A 20,167-nucleotide genomic window follows, 5' to 3' on the forward strand; every position below is an offset into this window, starting at 1 on the left:
GCTGCGTACCCGCGGCCGGTGGCGGTCGGCGCGGGAGATCGTAGGATCGGCGTGTGACTGGGGCGGAGCGGCACCTCGACGGCGACACGGACCACGGCCCGGCGGACGACGGCCTGGCGGACGGACTCGACCGGCTCTGGACCCCGCACCGGATGACGTACATCTCCGGGGAGGACCGCCCCGAGGGAGGCTACGAGAAGCCCGCCGGCTGTCCGTTCTGCCTGGCCCCCGGCCTGCCGCCGGAACGCAGCCTGGTGGTGGCCCGCGGCACGCACGTCTTCGCGGTGCTCAACCTCTATCCGTACAACCCGGGGCACCTGCTGGTCTGCCCCTACCGGCACGTGGCCGACTACACCGAACTCGACCAGGCCGAGACGGTGGAGCTGGCGGCGTTCACCCAGACCGCGATGCGGGTGGTCCGGCAGGTCAGCAGCGCACACGGGTTCAACCTGGGGATGAACCAGGGCGGGGTGGCCGGCGCCGGCATCGCCGCCCACCTGCACCAGCACGTGGTGCCCCGGTGGGGCGGGGACATCAACTTCATGCCGGTGATCGGCCGCACGAAGGTGCTGCCGCAACTGCTCTCCGAGACCCGCGAGCTACTCGCCCGCGCCTGGCCGTCCTGACCGGCCCGCCACCTGGAGGACACGACGATGGCGCTGCTGCACCGGGCGGAGATCAGCCCGAGCAAGCTCGAACTCCTGGCCGGCTGGCTGCCCGGCCGGCCGTGGTACGCGGGCCCGGCCGCTGGCGAGCCGGTCCGGGTGGCCGCCTACCGCTTCGACGACCCGGCCGGCGAGGTGGGCATCGAGACGATGCTCGTCCGGATCGGTGACTCGCCCGTCTACCAGGTTCCGCTGACCTACCGGGGCGCGCCGCTGGCCGACGCCGAGCGGTGGCTGGTCGGCACCACGCGGCACTCGGTGCTCGGCCCCCGCTGGGTCTACGACGCCTGCGGCGACCCGGTCTACGCCGCCGCCCTGGCCACCGCGATCCGGACCGGCGTCGGCCAGGCCGAGGAGTACTTCGAGACCGACGCGGGACGCGAGCCCCGCCCACCGTCCATGACGGTCGCCGGCACCGGCCGCGCCGTGCTCCCCGTCGTCGGCGCGGTGCGCCAGGTATACGACGGCGACCCGACCGTGATCGGTGCCGACACCGTCGACCTGGCCGTCGCCCGCCGGCTCTCCGGCGTCGGCCCGTCCGGCGTCGGCCCGTCCGGCGTCGGCCCGTCCGGCGTCGGCCCGTCCGGCGGTGGCCCGTCCGACGTCGGCATTCCCGGGGCCGGCCTGCCCGGGGCCGGCCTTTCCGGCGTCGGTCTGCCCGGGGGTGGCCTTTCCGACGTCGGCCTGTCCGGTGGGGGGTCGGAGGGTGGCACGCTGACCGGGTCCTGGCCGGGCCAGTCGACGCCGTTGCCGCTGGCCCGGGTCCTGCCCCGCTGACCGTGGCCCGGGGGCGGTGCGTCCGCCGAGGTGTCGCATGTGGTCGATCGGGCACACTGGGTCAGGTTCGCCCGCCGTACCGCCCGGAAGGTGACACGATGCGTCAATGGCAGTGACGACACGGGTGTTGGGTCGCAGCGGCATCGAGGTCAGCGCCCTCGGCATGGGGTGCTGGGCGATCGGTGGCCCCTGGGCCGAAGGGGCTCAGCCGCTGGGCTGGGGTGCGGTCGACGACGAGGAGTCGGTGCGGGCCGTCCGCCGCGCGCTCGACCTCGGTGTGACCCTCTTCGACACCGCCGACACGTACGGCGCCGGGCACAGCGAACGGGTCCTCGGGCGGGCGCTGGCCGGCCGCCGAAACGAGGCGGTGATCGCCACCAAATGGGGGTACACCTTCGACGAACGGTCCCGGCAGGCCACCGGGGAGGACGCTTCCCCGGCGTACCTGCGGCGGGCGGTCGTCGCCTCGCTGCGCCGGCTGGACACCGACCGGATCGACCTCTACCAACTGCACCTGGGCGACCTGTCGCTGCCCCGGGTGGAGGCACTGGTCGGCACCTGCGAGGACCTGGTCGCCGAGGGCCTCGTCCGGGCGTACGGCTGGAGCACCGACCGGGCCGACCGGGCCGCCGGCTTCGCCCAGGTCGCCCCGCACGCCACCGCGATCCAGCACAGCCTGTCGGTGCTGCGCGACGCCCCGGTGATGCTGGCCACCTGCGACAAACACGACCTGGCCAGCGTCAACCGGGGGCCGCTCGGGATGGGGCTGCTCACCGGCAAGTACACGACCACCTCCACGCTGCCCCGGGACGACGTGCGGGGGGTGGCCCCCGGCTGGCTGGAGTGGTTCCGGGGCGGCCGGCCCGCGCCGGAGTGGCTGCGCCGGGTCACCGCCGTACGCGGCGCGCTCACCGCCGACGGTCGCACCCTGGTCCAGGGGGCGCTGGGCTGGATCTGGGCGCGCAGCGGCCGGGCGGTGCCGATCCCCGGCTGCCGTACCGTCGCCCAGGTGGAGGAGAACGCCGCCACGCTGCGCCTCGGCCCGCTCACCCCCGACCACTTCGCCGAGGTGGAACGTCAACTCGCCGCCCTGCGGACAGCCGCGCTGCGCGACGCCGACCGCCCGCACTGGCCGCTACCCCCCATCCCCGCCGCCCGCCCCTAACCCCGCCCCGCCCCCCACTCCTGTCGATCATGGAGTTGTGGGCCTCCACACAAGTGACATATGGGGCTTAACCCCCACCACAACTCCATGATCGACGCTGCGGCGGGGTGGGGCAGGGTGGGGGCGGGGGCAGGGGGCAGGGGTGGGGGCTGTTAGTGGGGGGTGGGGAGGAGGGTGTTGGTGAGGTGGGTGGGTGTCGGGTCGTAGTGGGCGAACTCCCGGCGGAAGGTGCCGGTGCCGGCGGTCAGGGCGCGCAGCTCCACCGCGTAGCGCAGCAGTTCCAGGGCGGGCACCTCGGCCCGGACCAGGGTGCGGCCCTCGGCGTCCGGGTCGGCCTCGGTGCCGAGCACCTTGCCCCGCCGGCCGGACAGGTCGCCCAGCACCGCCCCGACTGCTGAATCGGCGACCCGGACCACCACCTCGTCGACCGGCTCCAGCAGCGTCACCCCGCCCCGCCCGGCGGCGTCGCGCAGGGCGAGCGCGGCGGCGGTCTGGAACGCGGCGTCGGACGAGTCGACGCTGTGCGCCTTGCCGTCGACCAGGGTCACCCGCACGTCCACCACCGGATGGCCGGCGACCAGCCCCCGCGCCAACTGCGCCCGCACGCCCTTCTCCACCGACGGTACGTAGTGGTGCGGCACCGCCCCGCCGACCACCCGGTCGACGAACTCGACGCCCGAGCCCCGGGGCAACGGCTCCACCGTGAGGTCGCAGACCGCGTACTGGCCGTGCCCGCCGGACTGCTTGACGTGTCGCCCGTGCCCGGTGGCGGTCACCGTGAACGTCTCCCGCAGCGGCACCTGCACCGGCTCGGTGTCCAGCTCCACCCCGCCGGCCCGGAGCCGGTCGAGCACCACGTCGGCGTGCGCCTCGCCCATGCACCACAGCACCAGCTGGTGGGTCTGCGGGTTGCGTTCCAGCCGCAGCGTCGGGTCACCCACGATCAGCCGGCCCAGGTTGCGGGCCAGGGCGTCCTCGTCGGCCCGGCTGCGGGCCACCACCGCCACCGGCAGCAGCGGCTCCGGCATCTCCCAGGGCGCGATCAGCAGCGGCTCGTCGCGCGCCGAGACGGTGTCGCCGGTCTCCGCGCTGCCCGACTTGGTGATCGCGCAGATGTCACCCGCGACGCAGGCGTCCACCTCCCGTAGGGCCGCCCCGAGCGGGCGGTAGACGTGCCCGATCCGCTCGTCGGCGTCGTGGTCGGGGTGGCCCCGGCCGGCCATCCCGTGCCCGGACACGTGCACCGTCTGGTCGGGGCGCAGGGTGCCGGAGAAGACCCGGACCAGGCAGACCCGGCCGACGTGCCGGTCGACGGTGGTCCGGACCACCTCGGCGACCAGCGGGCCGTCCGGGTCGCAGTCCAGCGGCGGCCGGGGGGAGCCGTCCAGCCCGGTGACCGCCGGCACCGGTCGTTGCAGCGGCGACGGGAACGCCGAGACCAGGGTGTCGAGCAGCACGTCCAGCCCGACGCCGGTGGCCGCGCAGACCGGCGCCACCGGGTAGAAGTGACCCCGGGCCACCGCCTTCTCCAGGTCGGCGACCAGCACCTGAGTGTCGATCTCCTCGCCGTCGAGGTAGCGGTCCATCAGGGTCTCGTCCTCGCTCTCGGCGATGATCCCCTCGATCAGCTCACCCCGGGATTCGGTGATCGCCGGCAGGTGCTGCGGGTCCGGGTCGCGCACGGCGGCGGGCAGCCCGGTCGAGTAGTCGTGCACCCGCCGGGTGACCAGCGCCAACAGACCGGCCACCGACTCGCCGTCGTCACCGAGCATCGGCAGGTGCAGCGGGAGCACGTTGTCCCCGAACACCCGCTGGCACAGCGCCACCGCCTCGTCGAAGTCGGCCCGTGGATGGTCCAGCCGGGCGACCGCCACCGCACGCGGCAGGTCGACCGCGGCGCACTCCTCCCACAGGGCGGCGGTGGCGGCGTCCATCCCGTCGACGGCGGACACCACGAACAGCGCCGCGTCGGCGGCCCGCAGGCCGGCCCGCAGCTCGCCGACGAAGTCGCCGTACCCGGGGGTGTCCAGGAGGTTCACCGTCACCCCGGCGTGCACCAGCGGCGCGCAGGACAGGGCGACGGAACGCTGCTGGCGTACCGCGGCGGGGTCGTGGTCGCCGACGGTGGTGCCGGCGGCGACGCTGCCCGCCCGGTCGATCGTGCCGCTGGCCGCGAGCAGCGCCTCGACCAGGGTCGTCTTGCCGGCCCCCGAGTGCCCGACCAGCACCACGTTGCGTACCGTGCCGGGGTCGGTCACCGCCGGCACGCCGGTGGCTCCCCTGTCGTGGTTCCTCTGCGCCATCGCGGCGCACCTCCCTCAGCCGGTGGTGGATGGCGACCGCCGCGCGCGACGGGAAGCGGGGCCCGGTGCGGGTGCCGCGGCGCTATCCTCCGGTGACCCGTCGGCCGGACGGCGGTCAACGGCCGTGACGGTGAGCTGGCTCACTTTCCACCCCGATCTCACACCCGGCGGGGGGTCGGCACAAGCCTTCCGGGCGGGTCGGGCGACCGGCCGTACCGTCCGCCGCTGCCGGCCGTTATCGTGGGACCGCCATGGCGAAGATCTTCCAAGAGACGGCCCGCGCGGGGATGACCCGCGTCGTGGAGCCGGTCGCGCGCGGTCTGCTCCGCGCAGGTGTGTCCCCCAACGCGGTCACCGTGGCCGGCACCGTCGGCGTGCTCGTCGGCGCGCTCGGTTTCGGCGCCCGCGGCCAGCTCGTCGCCGGAGCGCTGATCGTGACGTTCTTCGCGCTGACCGACATGCTCGACGGGACGATGGCCCGGATGAGCGGCGGCTCGACCCGCTTCGGCGCGTTCCTCGACTCGTCGATGGACCGGGTCGCCGACAGCGCGGTCTTCGGCGCGGTCGCCTACTGGCTGGCCACCGAGGGCAACCACTCCGGCGTGGCCGCCGCGCTGCTCTGCCTGGCCGCCGGCGGCCTGGTCTCCTACGTCAAGGCCCGCGCCGAGGGGTTGGGGATGAGTGGCAACGTGGGGGTCGCGGAACGCACCGAACGGCTGCTGATCGTCGGGGTCGGCGGGCTGCTCACCGGCCTCGGGGTCGGCCCGGCCCTGGAGATATCGCTCTGGCTGCTCGCCGCCGTGTCGATCTTCACGGTCGGCCAGCGGGTGGCCCACGTGTACCGGCAGGCGCAACTGGTCGGCCGCGAGTGAACCTCACCGAACTCGGCTACGTCGCCGGCTGGCGGCTTGCCCGCGCGCTGCCCCGGCCCGTGGTCGCCGCCGCCTTCCGGGCCGGTGCCGACCGCGCCCACCGGGCCGGCGGCAAGGGCGTCACCCGGCTGCGCGCCAACCTGCGCCGGGTGGTGGGCCCCGACCTGCCCGAGCCGGAGTTGGACGCGCTGGTCAAGCAGGGTCTGCGGTCGTACGCCAGGTACTGGATGGAGGCGTTCCGGCTGCCCTCGCGCAGTCGCCAGCAGATCCTCGACGGCTTCCACCTCGGCGGATCGGAGATGCTCGCCGCCGACGTGGCGGCCGGCCGGGGCGCGGTGGTGGCGCTGCCGCACGCGGGCAACTGGGACGCCGCCGGCGCCTGGGTCGCGGCCAACGGCTGGCCGATCACCACGGTTGCCGAGCGACTCCAGTCGGAGGGTGTCTACCAGCGCTTCCTGGCCTTCCGGCGGACCCTGGGCATGGAGATCCTGCCCACCCACGGCGGTGACCGGCCCGCCTTCGACGTGCTGGTGGAGCGGCTGGGCGCGGGTGCCGTGGTGCCGCTTTTGGCCGACCGGGACCTGTCCGCCCGGGGCATCGAGGTGGACTTCTTCGGCGGCCGGACCCGGATGCCGGCCGGGCCCGCCCTGCTGGCCATCGGCACCGGCGCCCCGCTCTACGTTGCCTCGCTGTGGTACGAACCGGAGATGCCGCGCGCGCAGTTGGAGGGCCCGCTACCGGTGCCCGAACCGGACAGCGCACCCCTGGACGAGCGGGTCCGGGTGCTGACCCAGCGGATTGCCGACCGTCTGGCGGCGGGCATCGCCCGTCATCCGCAAGACTGGCACATGTTGCAGCGGATGTGGCTGGACCAGCGGGGCTCCACCGACGGCGGGTCCACCGCGCCGCCGCCCCCGGCCAGCGCCGGTTCGGTCTGAGGGAGGGGACGCCAGTGCGGATCGGCATCGTGTGTCCGTACTCCTTCGACGTCCCGGGCGGGGTGCAGAACCACGTCATGGACCTGGCCGAGGCATTGCTCGGGCTGGGGCACGAGGTGAGCGTCCTGGCCCCCGCCGACGAGGAGTCGACGCTGCCGCCGTACGTGGTCTCCGCCGGGCGGGCGGTGCCGCTGCCGTACAACGGGTCGGTGGCCCGGATCGCCTTCGGGCCGGTCTCCACCGCCCGGGTGCGGCGTTGGCTCACCCGTGGTGACTTCGACGTGCTGCACGTGCACGAACCGCTCACCCCGAGCCTGTCGATGCTGGCGGTGCTCTCCGCCAGGGGGCCGGTGGTGGCCACCTTCCACACCGCGATGACCCGCTCCCGGGTGCTCGCCGCCGCCCAGGGGGTGCTCCAGATCCTGCTGGAGCGGATCACCGCCCGGATCGCGGTCAGCGCGCTGGCCCGCAAGGTGCAGGTCGAGCACATGGACGGCGGGGCGGTGGAGATCCCCAACGGGGTGGCGGTGGCGAAGTTCGCCGGGGTCGAGCCGTTGCCCGGCTGGCCGGGGGAGTGCGCCACCGGCAGCGGCGGGACGTTGGGTTTCCTCGGCCGGTTCACCGAGGCCCGCAAGGGCTTCCCGATCCTGCGCGACGCCTTCGTCGCACTGGCCCCGCACCGGCCGGGGCTACGCCTGCTGGTGGCCGGGCCCGGCGACCCGGACGACCTGTTCGGGCGGTTCCCGGCCGAGCTGCGCGACCGGGTGACGTTCCTCGGCCTGGTCTCCGAGGTCGACAAGGCCCGGATGCTGCGCAGTGTCGACCTCTACGTCGCCCCGAACACCGGTGGCGAGTCGTTCGGCATGATCCTCACCGAGGCGCTGGCGGCCGGCGCCACGGTCGTCGCCAGCGACCTGGACGCGTTCCGGCGGGTGCTCGACGGCGGACGGGCGGGCCGGCTCTTCCCGACCGGTGACTCCGCCGGCCTGCGTACCGCCCTGGCGGAACTGCTCGACGACCCGGCGCAGCGGGCCGCGTTGACCGCCTGCGGCGACCAGGTGGTCGCCCACTTCGACTGGCCGGTGGTGGCCCGCCGGGTGGTGGAGGTCTATGCGGCGGCCATCGAGGCCACCGACGGCCGGGTCATCGACCAGGAGTGGGCGGGGCTGGGTGGTCCGGGGTGAGCGGCACGCTGCCGCAGCTGTGGGCGGTGCTGGTCACCGCGGTGGTGGTCGCCCTGCTCGCGGTCTACCTGGTCTGGACTGCCGGCCGGGTCGAGCGGTTGCAGACCCGGGCGGAGTCGGCGGCGCGGGCCCTGGACGCGCACCTGCTGCGCCGGGCCGCCGCCGCCGCGGTGCTGGCCGAGAAGCGGTACGGCGTCGAGTTGTACGCGGCGGCCCGGATCGCCCTGGACGCCGTCCCCGAGGAGCGGGAGGCGGCTGAGAACGACCTGACCCGGCAACTGCGGGCGGTCCGGCTCGACCCGGCCGACCCCGCGTGTGAGGCGGTGATCGCGGCGAGCCGGCGGCTGGCCCTGTCCCGGCAGGTGCACACCGACCTGGTCCGTGACGCCCGCACCGCGCGCAGCCGACCGCTGGTGCGGTTGTGCCGGATGGGCCGCCGTCGCCCGTGGCCGCGCTACTTCGACATCGACGACCCCACCCTGGCCCTGCCCGCCGACATCCCGACGGGAGGCGGTACGCGGGCGGGGTGACGGGGGCCACAGGGCAGGCCACCGTGGGGCCGATTGGCTGTCGGAACGGCGTCGACCCGGTCGTAGCATCAGCCGGAACCCACCCCCAGCACGTCCGAGGAGTGATGAGCCGTGCCCGAAACGACCTCCCCGAACGCCGGTGACGCCCAGGTCTGGGGCACCGCCCGCGTCAAGCGGGGCATGGCCGAGATGCTCAAGGGTGGCGTGATCATGGACGTGGTCACCGCCGAGCAGGCCAAGATCGCCGAGGACGCCGGCGCGGTGGCCGTGATGGCACTGGAGCGGGTGCCGGCCGACATCCGGGCCCAGGGCGGCGTGTCCCGGATGAGCGACCCGGACATGATCGACGGCATCATCCAGGCCGTCTCCATCCCGGTGATGGCCAAGGCCCGCATCGGCCACTTCGTCGAGGCGCAGATCCTCCAGTCGCTCGGCGTCGACTACGTCGACGAGTCCGAGGTGCTGACCCCGGCCGACTACGCCAACCACATCGACAAGTGGGCGTTCACCGTCCCGTTCGTGTGCGGCGCGACCAACCTGGGCGAGGCGCTGCGCCGGATCACCGAGGGCGCGGCCATGATCCGCTCCAAGGGTGAGGCGGGCACCGGGGACGTCTCCAACGCCACCATGCACATGCGCAGGATCCGCCAGGAGATCGCCCGGCTCAGCTCCCTGCCGGCCGACGAGTTGTTCGTCGCCGCCAAGGAGTTGCAGGCCCCGTACGAGCTGGTCCGGGAGGTCGCCGAGACGGGCAAGCTGCCGGTGGTGCTGTTCACCGCCGGCGGCATCGCCACCCCGGCCGACGCCGCGATGATGATGCAGCTCGGCGCGGAGGGGGTCTTCGTCGGCTCCGGCATCTTCAAGTCCGGCAACCCGGCCCAGCGGGCCGCCGCGATCGTCAAGGCCACCACCTTCCACGACGACCCGGACGTGCTGGCCAAGGTGTCCCGGGGGCTCGGCGAGGCGATGGTCGGCATCAACGTCGACGAGATCCCCCAGCCGCACCGCCTCGCCGAGCGCGGCTGGTGACCCGGGGGCAACGGCGTCGGGAGGGGCGGCCGTGCGCGCACCGGTGATCGGGGTGCTGGCGTTGCAGGGCGACGTGCGGGAGCACCTCACCGCCCTGGCCGGGGTCGGCGCGGACGCCCGCCGGGTGCGCCGGCCGGCCGAGCTGGACGCGGTCGACGGGCTGGTCGTTCCCGGCGGGGAGTCCACCACGATGAGCAAGCTGGTGGACATCTTCGGGTTGCGCGAGCCGGTCGACAAGCGGATCGCCGCCGGGATGCCTGTCTACGGCTCCTGCGCCGGCATGATCATGCTGGCCGCCGAGGTGCTGGACGGCCGCCCCGACCAGCGGGGTTTCGCCGGTATCGGGATGACCGTGCGGCGCAACGCGTTCGGTCGGCAGGTTGATTCGTTCGAGGCCCCGGTGCGCGTCGCCGGGGTCGACGGGCCCGCGTTCCACGCCGTCTTCATCCGGGCCCCGTGGGTCGAGCGGGTCGACCCCGGCGTCGAGGTGCTGGGCCGGGTCACCGGTGGGCCGGCCGTCGACCGGGTGGTCGCCGTCCGTCAGGGCAACCTGCTGGCCACCTCGTTCCACCCGGAGCTGACCGGCGACCTGCGGCTGCACCGCTACTTCGCCGACCTGGTCGCCGCCGCCCGCTGAGCCGGCGCCGGCCCCCGGCGGCTGGGCCGGTCCGCCTCACGGCTGGGCCGGTCCGCCCGTGAGGCGGGCCGGCCCACCGCGATGAACCGGGTCATTCGTGACGATTTTCCGGCGGGTCGGTGGTGGTGACGCGCCGGGTGTGACGGCCGGGTCGGTGCTCTCGGTAGGATTGCCGCGGTTCGGCGCGGGCACTGCCCGTCGCAGCCCTCCAGCGCGGCCGGTCCTGGTCTGGAGTCGGCGCGGCCAGTCGACGCGGGGCGTGAGTCAACAGACGGAGGTATGAGATGTCCGGCCACTCCAAGTGGGCGACCACCAAGCACAAGAAGGCCGTCATCGACGCCAAGCGCGGCAAGATGTTCGCCAAGCTGATCAAGAACGTCGAGGTCGCGGCGCGCACCGGCGGCGGTGACCCGGCCGGCAACCCGACCCTCTTCGACGCCATCCAGAAGGCCAAGAAGAGCTCGGTGCCGAACGACAACATCGACCGCGCGGTCAAGCGCGGCTCCGGCCTGGAGGCCGGCGGCGCCGACTGGCAGACCATCATGTACGAGGGGTACGGCCCGAACGGCGTGGCCATGCTGATCGAGTGCCTGACCGACAACCGCAACCGGGCCGCCACGGAGGTGCGTACCGCGCTGACCCGCAACGGCGGTTCGCTCGCCGACGCCGGCTCGGTGTCGTACATGTTCTCCCGCAAGGGCGTGGTGATCGTGCCCAAGGCCGACACCACCGAGGACGACGTGATGATGGCGGTCCTCGACGCCGGGGCCGAGGAGGTCAACGACCTCGGTGAGGCGTACGAGGTGGTCTCCGAGCCGACCGACCTGATCGCGGTCCGCACCGCCCTGCAGGAGTCCGGGATCGAGTACGAGTCGGCCGAGTCCTCGCTGATCCCCAGCGTCAACGTGCCGCTGGACGAGGACGGCGCCCGCAAGATCTTCAAGCTGATCGACGTGCTGGAGGACTGCGACGACGTGCAGAACGTGTACGCGAACTTCGACGTCTCGGACGACGTGATGGCGGCGGTGGACGCCTGACGGCGGGACCGGAACGCCTGCGGGCCGGCCGACGGGGGCGTGTTCCCCGCTGGCCGGCCCGCCGTTCGTGGTGCCGGTCCCGGTCCGGCGTCCCCGTGTGCGTCGGACCGGGACCGGGGCTCAGGCGTCGGCGCGGACGGCGGCCGACCGACGGGCCTTCAGCGTGCTGTCGGCGATGTCCCATACCGTGACCGCCACGATGACCACGACCGTGACCCGGGACGTGAGGCCGAGGCCGTCGCCGTCGCGCAGCCAGCTGAACCGGGCGACCAGGTCCGGGTTGAGCAGCCGGTCGCCGAGCAGCAGCCAGATCATCGGTACGGCGAAGGCCAGGTCGAGCAGGGCGTTGGCCACGACGAGCGGTCGGGTCCAGCGGCCGGTGCGGTACTTGACCAGTTCCAGTGCCATGGCGGCCACCAGTAGGCCGGCGAGCACCGGCAGCCAGGACGTCCACAGCGCCGGGTCGAGCAGGGGGATGCGCGTGCCGTCGGTGTCCCGGGCCCAGGACCGGAAGTGCTGCCAGGGCAGGAAGGCCAGGGTGAGCAGGGTCATCGCCACCGAGGCGCAGGTGTCGGGGAGCCTGATGTCGCGCTCCGCCGGTGCCTCGGGTAGCTGGTCGACGTTCCACTCGGGCAGATCGAGGGAGGCGTTGGTGCGTTCCAGGATCGCGAAGCTCAGGGTCACCCAGAAGGCGATCTGGACCGCGGTCTGGAAGGCCGCGGTGATGCCCGACCCGATGGCCCCGCCGGGGTTGTCGCCGACGGTCGCCTGCGCCACGCCGACGACGACGCCGACCACGCCGGGGATGACGGTCAGCAGCCGGCGCAGCAGCCGTTGCCAGACCAGGTAGTAGGCCGGGCCGATGAGTTGGAGCCGGCGGTCGGCGTAGCGGGCGGCCAGCCGCTCGGGGTGGCCCAGTTCGGTGAGCACGTCGCGTTCGGCGGTGGCCGGGTCCTGCCCACCGCTGGTCCGGTCGTCGACCATGTCCGCGATGGCGGCCCGCAGCTCGGTGGCGATCTCCTCCCGCCGTGGGGCCGGCACCGCCCGCAGGGTGGCCGCGAGGTAGCGGTCGGTCAGGGTGCTCATCGGTCGACTCCTTCGATCAGCCCGGTCACGGAGGTCTGCACGGCGGCGAGGTCGTCGAGCAGTCGGGCCAGCACCGTCTCGCCGTCGGCGCTGGTCCGGTAGAACTTGCGCGGCCGGCTCTCCTCGGTGTTCCACTCGCTGGTCAGCAGCCCCTGTTCCTCCAGCCGCCGCAGCAGCGGGTAGAGGGTGTTGGCGTCGACCGGGAAGCCGTGCCCGGCGAGGCGTTGCAGCAGCGCGTAGCCGTAGTCGGGGGCGCGCAGGGCCAGCAGGCTGGCCACCACCACCGTGCCGCGGCGCAGCTCCTGGAGATGGGTCCGCAGAACCTCCTCGTTGACCATGTCTCACACCATACTGTGTGGCACACACTAATGTCCATCTCCACAGCAATGTGGGGGCGGCACTATGCGGGCCGGGGTGACGGGATCCCCCGCCGCCCCGGCCCCCTGCCGCGGCTGGTCAGCAGGAACGGCCCTGCCGGAAGTTCCGCTCGACGTGGTCGGCCCTGCCGACCTGGAAGTAGCCCACGCCCGGCCTGATCGGGTGCCCGGTGAACAGCTCGACCCGGCTGCCGAACCGCACCAGGTACGCCGTGGCGTCCCCGGCGTCGTTGCGGATGAACGCGCCCCGCCGGCCGTAGATCCGCGCCACCTCGGCGAAGGACATGCCCACGGACGCACCGGCCGGCGAGCGGGGCGGAGCGGTGGCGGTACCCACCTCGACCAGCCGCCCGTTGCGGAAGGCCACCAGGATCACCCCGGCCCACTCGCCGGTTACGCCGGCCTGGACCACCCCGTCGCACTCGACGACCGTCCAGTCGATCAGGCCGGCCGCGGTGAGCCGGTCCAGCGACGCGCCGATCCGGAACGTGCCGGCCCCCCGCACGTCGAGCAGGTCGGTGCCGGCGGTGGAGCGCCCCGGCGGGCCGCCCGGCCGCCGGTCGGTGGCGACGCCCGACAGGTCGTCCACGATGGACCCCGACCGGACGCCGGGATGCGCCCCGGCCGGAGCGGCAGGCGCGACGACGGCCAGGGCCAGCGCGCCGGTGAGCAGAATGGTGCGGAGATGACGCATGACAACTCCTTCACGGGTACGGGTCTGTCGTTCTGTTGGTCCCCGCCCGGCCGGAATCCGTTCGTCGGCTTTCCGACCGGTCCCGGCGGACGCCGGCATCCGCCGCCGCCGGTTACCGTGCGGTGTGGTTGGGACGATGGGCACTCCGGCGTGGATCGGGCCCTACCGGGTGCGACGGCTGCTCGGTGCCGGTTCCTTCGCGACCGTCTGGCTCGGTCACGATCCCGCTCTCGACTCCCGGGTGGCGATCAAGGTGCTGGCCGAGAACTGGAGCCACGACCTGCGGGTCCGCGAACGCTTCCGGGAGGAGGCCCGGCTGCTGCGGCGGCTCGACCACCCCCGGCTGGTCCGGGTGCACGCGGTCGGCGAACTGCCCGACGGTCGGCCGTACGCGGTGCTGGCCCTGGCCGACGGCGGAAGCCTGCGGGACCGGCTGGCCGCCGGGACCCCACCGGTGCCGCTGGCCCTGGCGCTGCTCGACGAGATCGCCGCCGGGGTCGCCGTGCTGCACCGGGAGCGGGTGGTGCACCGCGACCTCACCCCGGGCAACGTGCTGTTCACCTCGACCGCCGACGGGGAACGGGTGGTCATCGCCGACCTCGGGCTGGCCAAGGCGCTGGCCGCCGCCTCCGGGTTGACCGCCCGCGCCGGTACGCCCGGCTACATGGCGCCCGAACAGGACGATCCGCTGGCCGTGGTGGACACCCGCAGCGACGTGTTCGGGTTGGGTCGGCTCGGCCTGCGGTTGCTCGGCGGCCCCGGCCCCCGGCCGCACCTGGCCGGGGTGCCCGCGCCGGTGGTGGCGGTGCTGCGCCGGGCCACCGCGCCCCGTCCCGCCGACCGCTACCCCGACGCGGACGCCTTCCGGGCGGCGCTGCGCCGGGCCGCCGACGCACCCGACGACCCCGCCACCCCGGCCGGCCGGGCGGGGCCGGCTGCCGGTCGCCGGGTGGCGCGCCGGCTGGGCCTGGCCGGGGTCGGTGCCCTGATCCTGGTCGCGGTGGGTGCCAGCGCCGGTGATGCCGCCCGGCCCGTGGCCGACGGCCGGTGGGGGCGCAGCGGGCCGGTGAGCGTGCTCCTGCCGGCCGGCTGGCGGGCCGCCGGGACAGGCTGGGCCGGCCGGTACGACGCCCGGGGGCGGCTCGAACCGGCGCTCGTCGTCTCGCCCGACCCGGGCCGGTGGGCGACCGATCCGGCCGTGCCGGGGGCCTTCGTCGGCCTCTCCGCGACCCTGGGCCGGCGGTCCACCCCGGCGGACTTCGTCGCGCAGCGTCCGCACGCCGACTGTGTGGCCGCCCCGGTACGGCGGTTGCGCCGGGACGCGACGGTCTGGGTGGTCGCCCGGTTCGCCTGCCCGCAGGGGCGGCCGGTGCTGGTCGAGGCGGCCAGCCGGGCGGGCCGGTCGGGGCTGCTCTACGTGCAGGTCGTCCCGCCGCCGGGCAGCGGGCCGGAGGTCGTCGACGCGCTGTTGGCCGGGGTGCGGGTCCGACCGGTCTAGACGACCACCACCGTGACCAGGTACGTCGTCCCTTCGTACGGGATGGTCACCACGACGGTGCCGGCGCGCAGGAAGCGGAGGTCGACCACGCCGGCCTCGTAGTTCTGGTCGACCAGGTCCTCCTGGTCCACGGTGACCTCGCCGGGGCCGATCCCCTGGAGCCGGAGCACCCCGCCGACGCCCAGGCACAGCGACGTCACCAGCGCCAACTCGGTGTCGGCGAGCACCAGGTCGTAGCGGACCGGGCCCAGGCAGGCGCTCGGCCGGGGGCTGGCCGACGGGGGCCGGGTGCGCGGGGTCCGGCCGGGGGTGGACGGTGGCGGCGCGGGCCGCGACGGCGTCGCGGCCACGGTGCCGGGGGCCGGGTCGGACCGGGTCGGGGCCGCGCCGGTCGCCGGGGCGTCCGTCGTGGTGGCCGGGGTGGCCGTCGGGGGCCGGACCGGGAGCGGGGCGACCGGGGCCGCGCAGCCCGTCACCGGTACGAGCACCAGTACGGCGGCCAGCCACCGCCCGGTCCGTTCAGCCACCGGTCAGCCGCTCCCGGACCTGGCGGCGGGCCTGGTGGACGCGGGACTTCACGGTGCCCTCCGGCAGGTCGAGCAGGGTGGCGATCTCGCGGTACGACAGGCCGAGCAGGTCGCGCAGGGTCAGCGCCTCGGCCGCCTCGGGGCGTACCGCGTCCAGCGCGTCGAGCAGGTCGAGGCGGGTGCCGGCGACCACACTGGTGCGTCGCGGGTCGGGTGGGTCGGGCAGCGGCACCCCGCCGGCCTCGACCTGCCAGCGTCGGCGCAGCGTCCGGTACGTCGACCGGGCCCGGTTGGCGGTGAGCCGGTACAGCCAGGTGTGGAACGACGAGCGGCCCTCGAAGCGCCCGATGCCCCGGGCCACCGCCAGCAGCGCGTCCTGGCAGGCCTCCTCGGCGTCCTCCCGGTGCGGCAGCAGCCGGCCGCACAGCCGCAGCACCTCGGGGCGGACCGCCGTCAGCAGCGCGTCCAGCGCCCCCGGCTCGCCCCGGGCGGCGGCCCGGGCCAGGTCGTCGATGTCGTCCGCGAGGAGCATGACCGTCCCCCGAGCGCCGTGGTGTGGTGCCGTCGAGGCTAGGCCGCCGGGACCGGCCGGGCCACCCCGGACCGACGTGGCCCTGGTCGAGTTACATGTCACACTGCGCAAGTTTGCAGGCCCTGCAATTTTGTACGTAGGCTCCCCGCGTGACCAGGGACGAGGGACTCGGACGGCGGGACCGCAAGAAGCGGCAGACCCGCGCCGCGCTGGCCGCCGCCGCGCTGCGACTGGTCGCCGAGCGGGGGCTGGACCAGGTCACCGTCGAGGAGATCGCCGAGGCGGCGGACGTCTCCGCCCGGACCTTCTTCAACTACTTCGCCACCAAGGACGACGCGCTGGTCGGCGACACGGCGGGCGACCGGGAACGGGTGCTGCGGGCGCTGGCCGCCGTACCGGCGCAGGTGCCGGCGCTGGCGGCGATCCGGTCGGCCCTGGCCGGCGTGATCGACGACGTGGAGGGCGACGCCGCGCTGTGGCTGCTGCGGATGCAGGTGGTGATGCAGCACCCGATGCTGCTGGCCCGGCTGGTCTCCGGCAACGCGGAGACCGAGCAGGCCATGGTCGAGGCGCTCGCGGCGCGGACCGGCCACGACCCGGACGACGGCTATCCCGCCCTCGTGGTGGCGGTCACCGGGGCCGCGCTGCGCACCGCGATGGTCCGCTGGGCCACCGGCGGCGGGTCCCGTTCCCTGGCCGACCTGCTCGACGAGGCGTTCGCCGCCGTCGCCGCCGGGCTGCCCGACCCCCGTACCCCCGACCAGCCCGGCGCGACCGCGCCGGGCGTGCATCGAACCCGGTAAGGAGACGTCCATGACCGCAACTGCCGCGTCGACCCCGCCCGAGGCGGGCACCGGCCGGATGTCCCGCCGGGAGGTCCTCCAGGCGCTCTCCGGCCTGATGGTGGGCATGTTCGTGGCGATCCTCGCCTCGACGGTGGTGGCGAACGCGCTGCCCCGCATCATCGCCGAACTCGACGGCAGCCAGACCGTCTACACCTGGATCGTCACCACCGAGCTGCTGGCGATGACCGCCACCGTGCCGCTGTGGGGCAAGATGGCCGACCTCTACAGCAAGAAGCTGCTCATCCAGCTCTCCCTCGGCCTGTTCGTGCTCGGCTCGCTGATCGCCGGGCTCGCCCGCAACGTGGAGACCCTGCTGGCCAGCCGGATCGTGCAGGGCGTCGGCGCGGGCGGGATGACCGCCCTGGCGCTGATCGTGATGGCGGCCATGATCCCGCCCCGGGAGCTGGGCCGGTACGCCGGCATCTTCGGCGCGGTGTTCGGCGTCGGCACGATCGCCGGCCCGCTGATCGGCGGTGTCCTGGTCGACACCTCCTGGCTCGGCTGGCGCTGGTGCTTCCTGATCGGCGTGCCGTTCAGCCTGCTGTCGATCGTCCTGCTGCAACGCACCCTGCACCTGCCGGTGGTCCGCCGCAAGGCCCGCATCGACTGGTGGGGGGCGCTGCTGATCACCGCGGGCGTGTCCACCCTGCTGGTCTGGTCGTCGCTGGCCGGGCACCGGTTCGCCTGGGCCTCGGGCTGGACCGCGCTGATGGTCGTCGGTGGGCTGGTGCTGCTGGCCCTGGCGGTGTGGGTCGAGTCGAGAGTGCCCGAACCGATCATCCCGCTGCACATCTTCCGCAGCCGTACCGTCACGCTGACCACGGTCGCCAGTGTGCTGGTCGGGGTGGCCCTCTTCGGCGGCACGGTGTTCCTGTCGCAGTACTTCCAGACGTCGCTGGGCAAGTCGCCGACCGTCGCCGGCCTGATGAGCCTGCCGATGATCCTCGGCCTGCTGGTCTCCTCCACCGTCGCCGGTCAGCTCATCACCCGGTTCGGCCGGTGGAAGGTCTACCTGGTGGTCGGCGCGGCCGTGATGACCGTCGGGATGCTGCTGCTGAGCACCATCGACGCCGACACCGGTGTGCCGCTGCTGTCGCTCTACATGGCGGTGCTCGGCACCGGCGTGGGCATGCTGATGCAGAACCTGGTCCTCGCCGCCCAGAACGACGTGCCCGCCCACGAACTCGGCGCGGCCACCTCGGTGCTGACCTTCTTCCGCAGCATGGGTGGCGCGATCGGGGTCAGCGCCCTGGGCGCGGTGCTGGCCAACCGGGTCACCGGCCTGATGACCGAGCAGCTCGGCCCGGCGGCCGGCGTCACCGGCGGCGGCACCACCGAGGTGCCCGACCTGTCCGCGCTGCCCGCCCCGGTCCTGGCGATCGTGCGGGACGCGTACGCCACCGCCACCTCGGAGCTGTTCCTCATCGGTGCCCCGATCGCCCTGCTCGCCCTGGTCGCGGTCCTGTTCATCAGGGAGAAGCCGCTGCACGAGGTCAGTGGCGACGAGCGTGCCGAGCAGGAGGCGGCGGCCCTGACCGCGATGCACTGACCGGTCGACGGCGGCGCGGCCGGGGCCGGCCCGCCGGGTCTGGGCCGGGTCTCACGCGGCGACGACCCGGGAGCGGACCCGGCGCACCGTCACGACCAGCAGCACCCCCGCCGCGAGGGTCAGCAGGCCGGCGAGCGCGACGATCCACGGCAGCCGGTCCGACAGCGTGGCGGGCAGCCCCCAGGCCCCGTGGTCGCGGGGGAAGGTGATCTCGCCGGTGAGTTCCCGGTGCAGTCGGCCGCTCTCCAGCCGTAGCCGGGCCCGCCAGGGTCCGTCGGGAAGCTGCCGACCCAGCAGGACCTCGGCGTGCGCGGTGCCGCCGGGCGGGACGGTGGTGCCGACGGTGACGCCGAAGGGGCCGGCGGACAGCCCGCCCGGCCCGTCGGAGAGCCACAGCTTGCCGGAGAGGTCCAGGGCGCGCTCCCCGGTGTTGCGGACCGTCGCCCGGACGACCGGCAACCCCTTGTCGGTACGCCCCGGCACCAGATCGTCGATCTCGAAGTCCGACGGTGGTTCACCGCCGGGCCCGACGTCGAGGTAGATCCGGATGCCCGCCCGGTTGATCTTCTGTACGGTGCCCCGGCCGGGATCGGGTGTGGTCGAGGCGACCGAGGCCCAGATCGCGCCGTACCGTTCGCCACGCGGGGCCGAGGGCGGGATCTCCACCGTCACCCGGAGCGTGGTGGTGCTGTACGGCGGGGCGACGAAGCTGGGCTGGTCGAGGTGGACCCACTCGGGCAGTTCGTTGCCGTTCGGGTCGGACGCCGCCACGAACTGGTTGTCCCGGATCTCCGCCGCACCGACCGACATGGTGATCTTCTGGGGACCGGGGGAGTCGTTGGTCACCGCCAGGCGTCGGACCATCCCGGATCCCGGCGTCATGTGGTCCACGATGTACACCCGGGCGCGTGGGTCGTCGCGCCGGTCGGCCGACGCCTCCAGCAGTTGGATGCCGATGCTGCCCGAAGGTTTTCCCCGCTGGTCACCCCCGGTGTCCCCGTCGCCCTCCGCTGCGACGGGGACACCGGTGGCGGCGAGGAACAGCGCAACGATGAACGGCACCAGGGGTGCGCGCCACCGCAACTGTGTCGCCGGGGTCATCGGATCAGGCGACCGAGTGGGTGATCGTGCCGGTGAACTGCCCGGCGATGGCGGAGAGCGGAACGGCGACGGTGAGCAGCGGGTTCCAGGTCGCCGAGTTGTTGCCGGTGTCGGCGGGGAGCACGGTGTGGCTGAACGCGGTGGCCGGCGTGTCCAGGGCCGTGCCGTCGGCCGGCGGCGGCGGGTCGCAGGGGCTCGCCTGGCCGGGGACGAAGGTGCCGCTGCCGGTGGTGGCGGTGGCGTCGCCCGAGCAGTAGTAGACGTCGCTGGCCGGGATGCTGGTGCCCGGGTCGGTGCCGGCGCCGGTGATGAAGGCGGTGCTGCTGACCGTGGCGACCCAGCTCGGGGTCGCGCTGGCCCGCAGGTCGTCAACGGTGATCGCGCCGAGCTGGCCGTACGCGAAGCCCCCGGGGGTGCCGTCGTTGGCCAGGTCGACGGTGTCGGGGACGGTGATCTGCAGGGCCCCGGCGGTGACGTCGAAGGTGACAGTCGTGTCGCACGGGTCGCTGGCCACACAGGTGCCCGCGTACGCCGGTGTCGCCGTCAGTATCCCGGCTGCCAGCGCCGCCGCCCCCACCACGGCGGCGGATGCGAGTCCTCGTCTCATGTCGTCTCCTTTGGTCATGGCGAATTGCCGACTCCAGACTAGGAACCGTTCGACCTTTTTGTCCTTTATACGGTTATTTGGGAAGAATGCGAGCCGGGTGCTCGTTCCGCTGCCGTCGCCGCGGGGGTGCGGCCGGTGACCGTCGGGGATGCCCGGCCGACACCCCACGCCGTTGCCGAGTCGGCCTGGGGTGGCCCGGTAGGGTGGGCCGGTC

The 20,167-nt window shown here is 74.1% G+C and carries 21 protein-coding genes; 13 read left to right on the top strand and 8 right to left on the bottom strand.

Annotated elements, in window-relative coordinates:
* The first annotated feature begins 53 nt into the window (after nucleotides 1-53).
* The 3 genes from JQN84_RS26780 to JQN84_RS26790 all read left to right on the top strand — a co-directional run bounded on the left by JQN84_RS26780 (nucleotide 54) and on the right by JQN84_RS26790 (nucleotide 2,607).
* Nucleotides 54-626: an HIT family protein gene (locus JQN84_RS26780; protein WP_372446017.1), complete on the top strand. Its 573-nt coding sequence runs from the start codon at nucleotides 54-56 to the stop codon at nucleotides 624-626.
* 27 nt (nucleotides 627-653) lie between these two features.
* The gene (locus JQN84_RS26785) at nucleotides 654-1,442 is read left to right on the top strand and encodes a CG0192-related protein (protein WP_204961329.1); all 789 of its coding nucleotides are present in this window, start codon (nucleotides 654-656) and stop codon (nucleotides 1,440-1,442) included.
* Nucleotides 1,443-1,548: 106 nt separating this feature from the next.
* The gene (locus JQN84_RS26790; RefSeq protein ID WP_204961330.1) at nucleotides 1,549-2,607 is read left to right on the top strand and encodes an aldo/keto reductase; all 1,059 of its coding nucleotides are present in this window, start codon (nucleotides 1,549-1,551) and stop codon (nucleotides 2,605-2,607) included.
* 152 nt (nucleotides 2,608-2,759) lie between these two features.
* Here JQN84_RS26790 and JQN84_RS26795 read toward each other — a convergent pair whose 3' ends face one another.
* On the bottom strand, nucleotides 2,760-4,910 hold the full coding sequence (locus JQN84_RS26795) for an elongation factor G-like protein EF-G2 (protein WP_204961331.1): 2,151 nt from the start codon (nucleotides 4,908-4,910) through the stop codon (nucleotides 2,760-2,762).
* Between the two features lie 251 nt (nucleotides 4,911-5,161).
* Between JQN84_RS26795 and pgsA the strand changes: the two genes are divergently transcribed.
* The 7 genes from pgsA to JQN84_RS26830 all read left to right on the top strand — a co-directional run bounded on the left by pgsA (nucleotide 5,162) and on the right by JQN84_RS26830 (nucleotide 11,137).
* Entirely contained in the window at nucleotides 5,162-5,782 is a 621-nt protein-coding gene (pgsA, locus tag JQN84_RS26800) for a phosphatidylinositol phosphate synthase (RefSeq protein ID WP_204961332.1), read from the top strand.
* Nucleotides 5,779-6,720 carry a phosphatidylinositol mannoside acyltransferase gene (locus JQN84_RS26805; RefSeq protein ID WP_204961333.1) on the top strand — a complete coding sequence of 314 codons (942 nt, stop codon included), beginning with the start codon at nucleotides 5,779-5,781 and terminating at the stop codon, nucleotides 6,718-6,720. The genes pgsA and JQN84_RS26805 overlap by 4 nt, the downstream gene beginning before the upstream one ends.
* Nucleotides 6,721-6,734: 14 nt before the next feature.
* Nucleotides 6,735-7,904: a glycosyltransferase family 4 protein gene (locus JQN84_RS26810; protein ID WP_204961334.1), complete on the top strand. Its 1,170-nt coding sequence runs from the start codon at nucleotides 6,735-6,737 to the stop codon at nucleotides 7,902-7,904.
* A complete protein-coding gene (locus tag JQN84_RS26815; RefSeq protein WP_372446018.1) occupies nucleotides 7,901-8,434 on the top strand; it encodes a hypothetical protein in 534 nt (177 codons plus the stop codon). Before JQN84_RS26810 ends, JQN84_RS26815 begins: the two co-directional genes overlap by 4 nt.
* 111 nt (nucleotides 8,435-8,545) lie before the next feature.
* Nucleotides 8,546-9,463 carry a pyridoxal 5'-phosphate synthase lyase subunit PdxS gene (pdxS, locus tag JQN84_RS26820; RefSeq protein ID WP_204961335.1) on the top strand — a complete coding sequence of 306 codons (918 nt, stop codon included), beginning with the start codon at nucleotides 8,546-8,548 and terminating at the stop codon, nucleotides 9,461-9,463.
* Between the two features lie 31 nt (nucleotides 9,464-9,494).
* Nucleotides 9,495-10,100, top strand: a complete 606-nt coding sequence (pdxT, locus tag JQN84_RS26825) for a pyridoxal 5'-phosphate synthase glutaminase subunit PdxT (RefSeq protein ID WP_204961336.1) — start codon at nucleotides 9,495-9,497, stop codon at nucleotides 10,098-10,100.
* A gap of 284 nt (nucleotides 10,101-10,384) precedes the next feature.
* Nucleotides 10,385-11,137, top strand: coding sequence for a YebC/PmpR family DNA-binding transcriptional regulator (locus JQN84_RS26830; protein WP_204961337.1), 753 nt, complete (start codon nucleotides 10,385-10,387; stop codon nucleotides 11,135-11,137).
* Nucleotides 11,138-11,257: 120 nt separating this feature from the next.
* Here the strand turns inward: JQN84_RS26830 and JQN84_RS26835 are convergent, their stop codons facing one another.
* From JQN84_RS26835 to JQN84_RS26845, 3 genes are all read right to left on the bottom strand, one after another.
* Nucleotides 11,258-12,223: a permease prefix domain 1-containing protein gene (locus JQN84_RS26835; RefSeq protein WP_204961338.1), complete on the bottom strand. Its 966-nt coding sequence runs from the start codon at nucleotides 12,221-12,223 to the stop codon at nucleotides 11,258-11,260.
* Nucleotides 12,220-12,561 (bottom strand): PadR family transcriptional regulator, encoded by a 342-nt coding sequence (locus tag JQN84_RS26840; protein WP_204961339.1) that lies wholly within the window; start codon nucleotides 12,559-12,561, stop codon nucleotides 12,220-12,222. The genes JQN84_RS26835 and JQN84_RS26840 overlap by 4 nt, the downstream gene beginning before the upstream one ends.
* 118 nt (nucleotides 12,562-12,679) lie before the next feature.
* Entirely contained in the window at nucleotides 12,680-13,294 is a 615-nt protein-coding gene (locus tag JQN84_RS26845) for a hypothetical protein (RefSeq protein WP_204961340.1), read from the bottom strand.
* A gap of 136 nt (nucleotides 13,295-13,430) precedes the next feature.
* Here JQN84_RS26845 and JQN84_RS26850 point away from each other — a divergent pair, with 136 nt between their 5' ends.
* Nucleotides 13,431-14,792: a serine/threonine-protein kinase gene (locus JQN84_RS26850; RefSeq protein ID WP_204961341.1), complete on the top strand. Its 1,362-nt coding sequence runs from the start codon at nucleotides 13,431-13,433 to the stop codon at nucleotides 14,790-14,792.
* Here the strand turns inward: JQN84_RS26850 and JQN84_RS31705 are convergent.
* Complete coding sequence (locus JQN84_RS31705) at nucleotides 14,789-15,319, bottom strand: hypothetical protein (RefSeq protein WP_307821447.1); 531 nt, start codon at nucleotides 15,317-15,319, stop codon at nucleotides 14,789-14,791. The two genes, JQN84_RS26850 and JQN84_RS31705, sit on opposite strands and share 4 nt — an antisense overlap.
* The gene (locus JQN84_RS26860; protein ID WP_204961342.1) at nucleotides 15,312-15,851 is read right to left on the bottom strand and encodes an RNA polymerase sigma factor; all 540 of its coding nucleotides are present in this window, start codon (nucleotides 15,849-15,851) and stop codon (nucleotides 15,312-15,314) included. Before JQN84_RS26860 ends, JQN84_RS31705 begins: the two co-directional genes overlap by 8 nt.
* Before the next feature lie 149 nt (nucleotides 15,852-16,000).
* Between JQN84_RS26860 and JQN84_RS26865 the strand changes: the two genes are divergently transcribed.
* The gene (locus JQN84_RS26865) at nucleotides 16,001-16,654 is read left to right on the top strand and encodes an acyl-CoA-like ligand-binding transcription factor (RefSeq protein WP_204961343.1); all 654 of its coding nucleotides are present in this window, start codon (nucleotides 16,001-16,003) and stop codon (nucleotides 16,652-16,654) included.
* A gap of 10 nt (nucleotides 16,655-16,664) precedes the next feature.
* Complete coding sequence (locus JQN84_RS26870) at nucleotides 16,665-18,245, top strand: MDR family MFS transporter (protein ID WP_239486213.1); 1,581 nt, start codon at nucleotides 16,665-16,667, stop codon at nucleotides 18,243-18,245.
* Between the two features lie 51 nt (nucleotides 18,246-18,296).
* Here JQN84_RS26870 and JQN84_RS26875 read toward each other — a convergent pair whose 3' ends face one another.
* Both JQN84_RS26875 and JQN84_RS26880 read right to left on the bottom strand, forming a co-directional pair.
* Complete coding sequence (locus tag JQN84_RS26875; RefSeq protein WP_204961344.1) at nucleotides 18,297-19,346, bottom strand: hypothetical protein; 1,050 nt, start codon at nucleotides 19,344-19,346, stop codon at nucleotides 18,297-18,299.
* A 4-nt stretch (nucleotides 19,347-19,350) separates the two neighbouring features.
* Nucleotides 19,351-19,953 (bottom strand): hypothetical protein, encoded by a 603-nt coding sequence (locus JQN84_RS26880; RefSeq protein WP_204961345.1) that lies wholly within the window; start codon nucleotides 19,951-19,953, stop codon nucleotides 19,351-19,353.
* Between the last annotated feature and the right edge of the window lie 214 nt (nucleotides 19,954-20,167).

The sequence above is a fragment of the Micromonospora humidisoli genome, assembly GCF_016900955.1.
Taxonomy (GTDB): domain Bacteria; phylum Actinomycetota; class Actinomycetes; order Mycobacteriales; family Micromonosporaceae; genus Micromonospora; species Micromonospora wenchangensis.